General features: G+C 36.8%; 8 protein-coding genes and 1 pseudogene. 5 read left to right on the plus strand and 4 right to left on the minus strand.

The window, feature by feature from the left end:
• Window positions 1-60: 60 nt before the first annotated feature.
• From FYJ51_RS06075 to FYJ51_RS06095, 5 genes are all read left to right on the plus strand, one after another.
• Window positions 61-1929 carry a BglG family transcription antiterminator gene (locus FYJ51_RS06075; RefSeq protein ID WP_154504252.1) on the plus strand — a complete coding sequence of 623 codons (1869 nt, stop codon included), beginning with the start codon at window positions 61-63 and terminating at the stop codon, window positions 1927-1929.
• A 2-nt stretch (window positions 1930-1931) separates the two neighbouring features.
• Window positions 1932-2264 (plus strand): PTS lactose/cellobiose transporter subunit IIA, encoded by a 333-nt coding sequence (locus FYJ51_RS06080; protein ID WP_154504254.1) that lies wholly within the window; start codon window positions 1932-1934, stop codon window positions 2262-2264.
• Complete coding sequence (locus tag FYJ51_RS06085) at window positions 2261-2572, plus strand: PTS sugar transporter subunit IIB (protein WP_154504256.1); 312 nt, start codon at window positions 2261-2263, stop codon at window positions 2570-2572. Before FYJ51_RS06080 ends, FYJ51_RS06085 begins: the two co-directional genes overlap by 4 nt.
• Complete coding sequence (locus FYJ51_RS06090) at window positions 2572-3840, plus strand: PTS sugar transporter subunit IIC (RefSeq protein WP_154504258.1); 1269 nt, start codon at window positions 2572-2574, stop codon at window positions 3838-3840. Before FYJ51_RS06085 ends, FYJ51_RS06090 begins: the two co-directional genes overlap by 1 nt.
• A 74-nt stretch (window positions 3841-3914) precedes the next feature.
• Window positions 3915-5312, plus strand: coding sequence for a family 1 glycosylhydrolase (locus FYJ51_RS06095; RefSeq protein ID WP_154504260.1), 1398 nt, complete (start codon window positions 3915-3917; stop codon window positions 5310-5312).
• 114 nt (window positions 5313-5426) lie between these two features.
• Here the strand turns inward: FYJ51_RS06095 and FYJ51_RS06100 are convergent, their stop codons facing one another.
• The 4 genes and pseudogenes from FYJ51_RS06100 to FYJ51_RS13730 form a co-directional block, all read right to left on the minus strand.
• A complete protein-coding gene (locus tag FYJ51_RS06100; protein ID WP_328597267.1) occupies window positions 5427-5735 on the minus strand; it encodes an IS3 family transposase in 309 nt (102 codons plus the stop codon).
• Window positions 5736-6299 (minus strand): IS3 family transposase, encoded by a 564-nt coding sequence (locus tag FYJ51_RS06105; protein ID WP_154504264.1) that lies wholly within the window; start codon window positions 6297-6299, stop codon window positions 5736-5738.
• Between the two features lie 76 nt (window positions 6300-6375).
• A pseudogene (locus tag FYJ51_RS13925) lies at window positions 6376-6438 on the minus strand (hypothetical protein); the annotation flags it as partial.
• A complete protein-coding gene (locus FYJ51_RS13730; RefSeq protein WP_235897240.1) occupies window positions 6426-6704 on the minus strand; it encodes a hypothetical protein in 279 nt (92 codons plus the stop codon). The gene FYJ51_RS13730 and the pseudogene FYJ51_RS13925, both read right to left, overlap by 13 nt.
• Window positions 6705-7123 lie beyond the last annotated feature (419 nt).

Consider the following 7123-nt stretch of genomic DNA (forward strand, 5'->3'; position numbering starts at 1 on the left):
GCTGGATTGGAGTGCAGAAATGAATTCTTATAATGAAAATTGTAAAGAAGAGAACGTCAAATGAAAAAGAGAGAATGGGATCTTTTAAATTTGTTGGTTCAAGAAGGAACTGCAACATCATCACAGCTTGCAAAAGAAATTGGGGTTAGTGATAAAACAGTGCGCACATCACTTTCTGGGATTTCTTCTGCATTAATTGGTAATGGTGCTGAACTTGTTTCCAAAAGAGGAGAAGGGTATACACTTCGCATTCTTGATATTAATGAATTTGAACGTTTTAAAATGCTTGGAAAAGAACATACCAGCATTCCCCAAACACCTGACGAAAGAGTACGCTTTCTTCTATACAAACTGCTTGTGGAAAATAAACCTTTGAATTATCAAAAAATCTGTGATGAGTGGTTTATTAGTGATAAAACGTTGCAGCAAGATTTGAAAAAAGTTGAAGAAGTAGTAAAAACTTATGATTTAAGGTTAGAAAAAAAAGGGAAAAAGGGTTTTTATCTTTCAGGAAGCGAAATAAGCTTCAGAGAACTTGGGGCTGATCAAGAATTAGCTTTATTGGATGGAATATACTCAACAAATCAGATTCGACAGATTGTTCAGAATGCAGTAATAGCGCATTCTTATCCTGTTCCTGATTATGTAATTGAAACACTGACACAGCATGTCATTATCTCAATTCTAAGGATTAAACAGGGTAAATACATCGTATCAACAGAAAAAAGCAATGTGAATGAAAGAGAAGAATTCTTGATTGCCGGTGAAATCTGCGAAAATATAACATCCCTTTTCGGTCTTGTGTTTCCATATGCAGAAATTGAATATTTGGCATTTCATTTAATAGGGAAGGAGACTAGCGAAAAGAATTCAAATATTGTATTGAATGAAGAAGTCGAAAAGTTGACAAGCGAAGTTATTTCTTTGGTCAATGATACTTTTCAAGTTGATTTTTCGAAAGACTTTGATTTACAGATGTCATTAGAATTACATTTTCAACCATTGTTAAAAAGGCTGGAATACGGCCAGATAATGCGAAATCCGCTCTTACAGGAAATAAAAGTAAAATTTCCTCTTGCTTATACGATGGCCAGTGCCGCTGGAAATCTAATTGAATCTAAAGAAAACGCTAAAATTAGTGAAGATGAGATTGGTTATATTGCGCTTTCATTTGAACTTGCCTTGGAACGTCAAAATCAAAAGAAAGTTAAGAAAAACATTCTTCTTGTATGCAATCTTGGAAAAGTCAGTGCAAATTTAATGAAGTATCGTTTTTTAGAGAACTTTAAAGATTATATCAATACGGTCGAAATGAGCAGTGCGAATGGAATTGGGGAGAAAGATTTAAACAAATTCGATTATATTTTCACAACAGTGCCTCTTTCCATTAATGCAAATGTTCCTGTAATCTTGGTCAATTACTTCATGGAAAGTGGCAGTTTAAATGACGTGCGCCGTAGTTTTGAAAAAAGCAGTAAAGCCAATCTAAACAGTTTTTTTTCACAGGAACTGTTTCTTCCACATTTACAAGCAAAGTCCAAAGAAGAAGCGCTGAAAATCCTTTGTACTATGTTAGCTAAAAAACGAAATGTAGGTTCAATTTTATTTAATGAAGTATTAGCAAGAGAAGAAGTTGCGGGAACAGACTATGCCTATAGGTCTGCAGTACCTCATCCCATTCATCTTGTGTCTAACAAAACATATGTCTGTGTTGGGATTCTAGACAATCCTATTGAGTGGACGATCCAAAAAGTAAATCTGATCATTCTTGTATCAGTTGGGAAAGATGATAAAGAAGGCATTCAGGAATTTTATCGGTCAGTATCATCATTTTTAATGGATCACAGTATGGTCGATGAATTGATTAAGGATAGAAATTACACTAAGTTTCTTGCAAACCTGAATAAGATTCATAAGAAAGAAGGATAAATATGGATAACGAAGAAAATGAAAATATTCCTTTTCAAATCATTCTACATGCTGGTGAATCTAAAGCAGATTCTTTTCTGGCTATGCAAAGTGCAAGAAAAGGGAATTTTGAAGAAGCGGATAAATATATGAAAACGGCGATTGATGAACTTCAGCAGGCACATCAGATCCAAACAAACATGATGGTTAAAGAGGCAAATGGGGAGAAAATTGGATTTAGCGTAATGTTTGTTCATGCACAAGATCATCTCTCAATGGCAATATTCGCTAAAGATATAGCTAAAGAGTACATTGAAGGGTTCAAGCTGTTTTATGAAAGAGGGTTATTAAAATGAAAATATTATTAGCTTGTTCGGCTGGGATGTCCACCAGTATGATTGTAGAAAAAATGAAAAAAGCAGCTCAGGAAATGGGAGAAGATCATCAGATTTGGGCTGTTGATTGTGAATCAATTAAAAATGAAATCGGAAAGTGTGATGTTATTCTTCTTGGACCACAGATTCGTTTAGAAAAAGAGAATATCAAGAAAATAGCTAAAGGAACACCTGTAGAAGTAATTCGTCCAATGGATTATGGTAGGCAGAATGGGAAAGCTATTCTTGAATTTGCCAAGTCATTAGTGAAAGAAGAGGGGAAAAACTAATGCTGAATAAAATAGGTGATGCATTGGAGAAATTCCTAATGCCGATTGCGGATAGCATGAACAAAAACAAGTATATTCTTGCCATTCGTGATGCATTTACTTTGATGATGGGAATTATCATTGTAGGTTCTTTTGCACTTTTGTTTAATATCTATATCTGTGGTTCACACGGTCTTGCTGGAATCCAATCTCTTTCCTGGCTAGCAAACTATTCAGGTATTTTCACCACTGTGAATTATGCATGTGTATCTTGTATGGCGCTCTGGCTTGTATTCTTTATCGGGTACAGTTTAGGCGATCATGATGGGTTAAAACCATTAATGACGGGATTAATTGCAAGTGTCTGCTTCATTGTTCTATCTGATCAAGAAAACCTTTCTAGTAGTTTTGGAGCATCAGCGCTCTTCCTTGCAATCATTACTGGAAGCCTCTCTGAAGCATTGTTTAACTGGTTGATGCATTTTGAAAAGTTAAAAATTAAGTTACCAGAATCAGTCCCACCAATGATTGCAAACAGTTTTAACTCACTGATCCCATGTGCAATCACTATCAGTGTATTCGGCTTATTTGCAGGTATCTTATATGGTTCTTCAGGGATGTATATCAATACGATCATTTATAACGTTCTTGAAGTACCTTTCAATCAGGCTTTAAGTTCAAGACTTGGTATTAGTATCATCGTAGTATTATCTCAATTACTCTGGTGGTTTGGTATTCATGGGAATATGGCATTGAATGCAATTGCGAAACCAGTAAGAACGGCAAATATTGCTGCGAATATGGAAGCAGTGGCGGCTGGACTTGCACCAACAGCAATTTATACACTTGCATTTCAGCATACTTTTACAAATCTTGGTGGTGCCGGAATTGTAATATCGCTTGCACTGGCTATTCTGGCATTCTCCAAACGGCAAGAAGCTAAGGATTTAATGAAAGTATCAATGATACCGCTTATTTGTGGGATTTCTGAGCCGGTTGTGTTTGGCCTTCCTATAATGTTGAATCCAATTTTCCTGATTCCATTTGTATTAGTACCATTGATTACTGCAAATATCGGCTATACAGCCATGGCAAGTGGTTTCCTGACTCCTTCTTATGTTGAGTCAATTGCGGGTATGCCAATGTTCATTCAGCAGTTTCTTTCATTCAGTGGTCAGTGGCAGGCATTATTACTTACATTAATCGTTATTGCTGTTGGTTTTGTGTGCTATGTTCCGTTTGTTCTTCTAGATAACAGGGAATATGAAAAAGAACAGAAAAACCTATAATTTTCGTTAGAAATCAATAAATATTTCAAATGGTCGGGCAAAATAACCCGACCTTCAATTAGATAGGAAAATATATGAAAGAAAATTTTCTCTGGGGTGGTGCACTTGCGGCAAATCAATATGAAGGTGCGTGGAATGTTGACAATAAAGGAGAAAGTATTGCTGATGTTGTAAGAGGCTCCAAAAAAGGAGTGCCTCGAATAATCGACGATGAAGTAAAAGATGGAGAGTACTATCCAAGTCATGAGGCAGTGGATGGATATCACCACTTCAAAGAAGACATCGCTCTTCTTGCTGAAATGGGATTTAAGTGTGTTCGTTTTTCTATTGCGTGGACAAGAATTTTCCCTAATGGTGATGAGAACATTCCAAATGAAGAAGGTCTTAAGTACTATGACAGAGTTATTGATGAATTAAGGAAATATTCAATTGAGCCTTTGGTCACTTTATCGCACTTTGAAACTCCTCTTAATCTAGTAAAAAAATATGGCTCATGGAGAAGCAAAAAATTAATTGATTTTTTTGTTCATTATTGTGATGTAGTATTTAAAAGATATAATGGCAAGGTAAAGTACTGGCTAACATTTAATGAAATCAACGAAACAATGAACAAAGAAACTCCGTGGCTTCAAGCTGGTTTACAGTTTAAACCTGGTGAAAATCCAAATGAAGTTAAAATAATAGCATCACATAATATGTTCTTGGCATCTGCAAAAGCAGTTATTTTAGGGCATCAAATCAACCCAACTTTTAAGATCGGATGCATGATTCAATATACACCAGCTTATGCTAAGACATGTAGTCCAGAAGATGCATTTGCTAGGAGGGAATACCTGTTATCAAACTATTATTATACGGATGTAATGGTTAAAGGCAGATATACAAATTTATGCTATACAAAATTAAAAAGGTTGAATGTAAATTTTGAAGTTCCCGAGGATGAGAAAAGTATATTAGAAAGGGGGAAAACAGATTTCATTGCTTTCAGCTATTACTTTACTTTTCTTGCTTCATTAAAAAACGGAAATTTAAATATTGAACATAATGGAAATCCTTATGTTAAAAAAACCCAATGGGATAAGCCAATCGACGCAATGGGTCTGCGTATTGCTTTAAATGAGCTTTATGATAGATATGAAGTACCTCTGTTTATCGTAGAAAATGGTATCGGCGCAATTGATGAAATATCAGTAGATGGAAGAATACATGATTCGTACCGAATTGAATATTTTCGCGAACATATTCATGCAATGGAAGAAGCTGTAAATAATGACTTTATCGATCTTATGGGATATACCACATGGGGACCAATAGATATTGTCTCAGCTGGAACAGGAGAGATGAAAAAGAGATATGGTTTTATTTATGTAGATAAAGATAACGAAGGAAATGGAACCTTAAAAAGGATAAAAAAAGATAGCTACTATTGGTATAAAAAAGTAATTGCATCTAACGGTGAAGACCTAAATTGAAATAATACCGTATTGAGCAATCATAGGCTCATGTCTTTATTATTTTCCAAGCCTAAAAAATCTTAGCCTGAATTACATATAGTGAAGTGAACCCAATTAGTTGGACAAAATAAGTTAGTTAGATTTTAAGGCTTGGCTCCTTGCCTCGCAAGGCGTCAGGCCTTTTAATCTGACTTGAATTCGTTCCGTGTTGTAATAGGCAATGTATTCTTCCATGGCTTTCTTCAGCTTATCCAGGCTTTTGAATTCATATTCATGCCCATAGAACATTTCGTTCTTCATCTTGCCGAAGAAGTTTTCCATGATGCAGTTGTCCAGACAGTTGCCTTTTCTGGACATTGAGTGCACGATCTTATGTTCCTTCAGAATCTGCTGATACTTAGCCATCTGGTACTGCCACCCCTGATCACTGTGAAAGATCAGTCAATCCAGATGATCATTGGCTGCGAATGCCTTGCTGAGCATATCAGTCGTCTGGGAAAAATTGGGACTTGCAGAGATATTGTAGGAGACAATGGAATGATCAAATAAATCGAGAATCGGTGACAGATACAGTTTGCCTGCAGCGATATGAAACTCTGACACATCTGTGGTCCATATGCAGTTGCTTGTCTCCGGCTTGAAATCACGAATGTATTTAGTCGTGTGATTTACTGTATCCACTTCTTTATGCATCAGCTTATTCGGTACGGTTCGATGGAAATCTCCTTTATAGGACTTGTATTTCGCACGTGGTTTGAGGCCGTAAAGATCCATCTTCTTCATCAGCCTCTTTACTGTCTTATGGTTTACATGTATGCCGTTATTACGAAGCTGAAGCACAATTCTGCGGTATCCATAGCGCTTCTTATTCTTCGTATAGATGGTGCGGATTTCCTTCATCAGATCACTGTATTTCGCTTCATCCGGACTCTGATGATTCAGCCAGTAATAGTAAGTCGAGCGGCTGATCTGAGGCAGTGAAGGCTGGGAAGCGATGGCCTTCATGATAAAGCCAACACTCCTTTTCACAAAATGTCATTCGGTAGAAGCCACGCCCCTTTACGGGGCGGTTTTACGTTGTTTAGCTCTGATTCTCAATATAGTGTTCAATGGTTTCCTGAGATACCTGTCCTATCGATGCAGCAAAATAGCCATCTGACCATAACGTTTTTTCTTTCCAGTAATGTTTTTTTCATCATATGCCCATGATTTTTCCACGCCTGATATGTGCTGTATTGTTTGAACACCGAAACGATACCAGTGATGTTCGATGCAAGCATCAAACATGTATTGCTTAACGTCAGTTCTGAACGTGCCGAACAGTAAGGCTTTGCGATACTTTGTCGCAAAGATCAGATGTACCATGAGCAGATTCTTGTTATGCCGTCGGTGCTGATAAATGTTATTCATATGCTTACCTTCTCACTATATAAATATTATAAAATATTTATATAGTGAAATCGTGTTCTCACGAAAAGGAGCAGGTCCAACATGCAGATAGGCGAAACGATTAAAGTACGTCTGACTTCTGAGAGTGGCACTAATCTGCTGTTTTTTCAGACCGCTTATCAATATATGCTTGGATGTAATTTTGTCTCCGAATGGATCTTTCAACATGACTTCTGCATCAATTCCAATGAGGTTCAGAAACATGTATATTACGATCTGCGTGAACTGTTTGGACTAAAGGCACAGATGGCTATCTCGTGCATTAAAACAGTTACTGCCAGATATCAGACCGTCGATACGCAGATGAGAAACAATCCGTACCGGTTTACCGCGGATGGTAAACACTACAGCTTTCATCGGGATATGACATGGCTTCAGAA

Source organism: Stecheria intestinalis, from assembly GCF_009696165.1.
Lineage (GTDB): Bacteria > Bacillota_I > Bacilli_A > Erysipelotrichales > Erysipelotrichaceae > Bulleidia > Bulleidia intestinalis.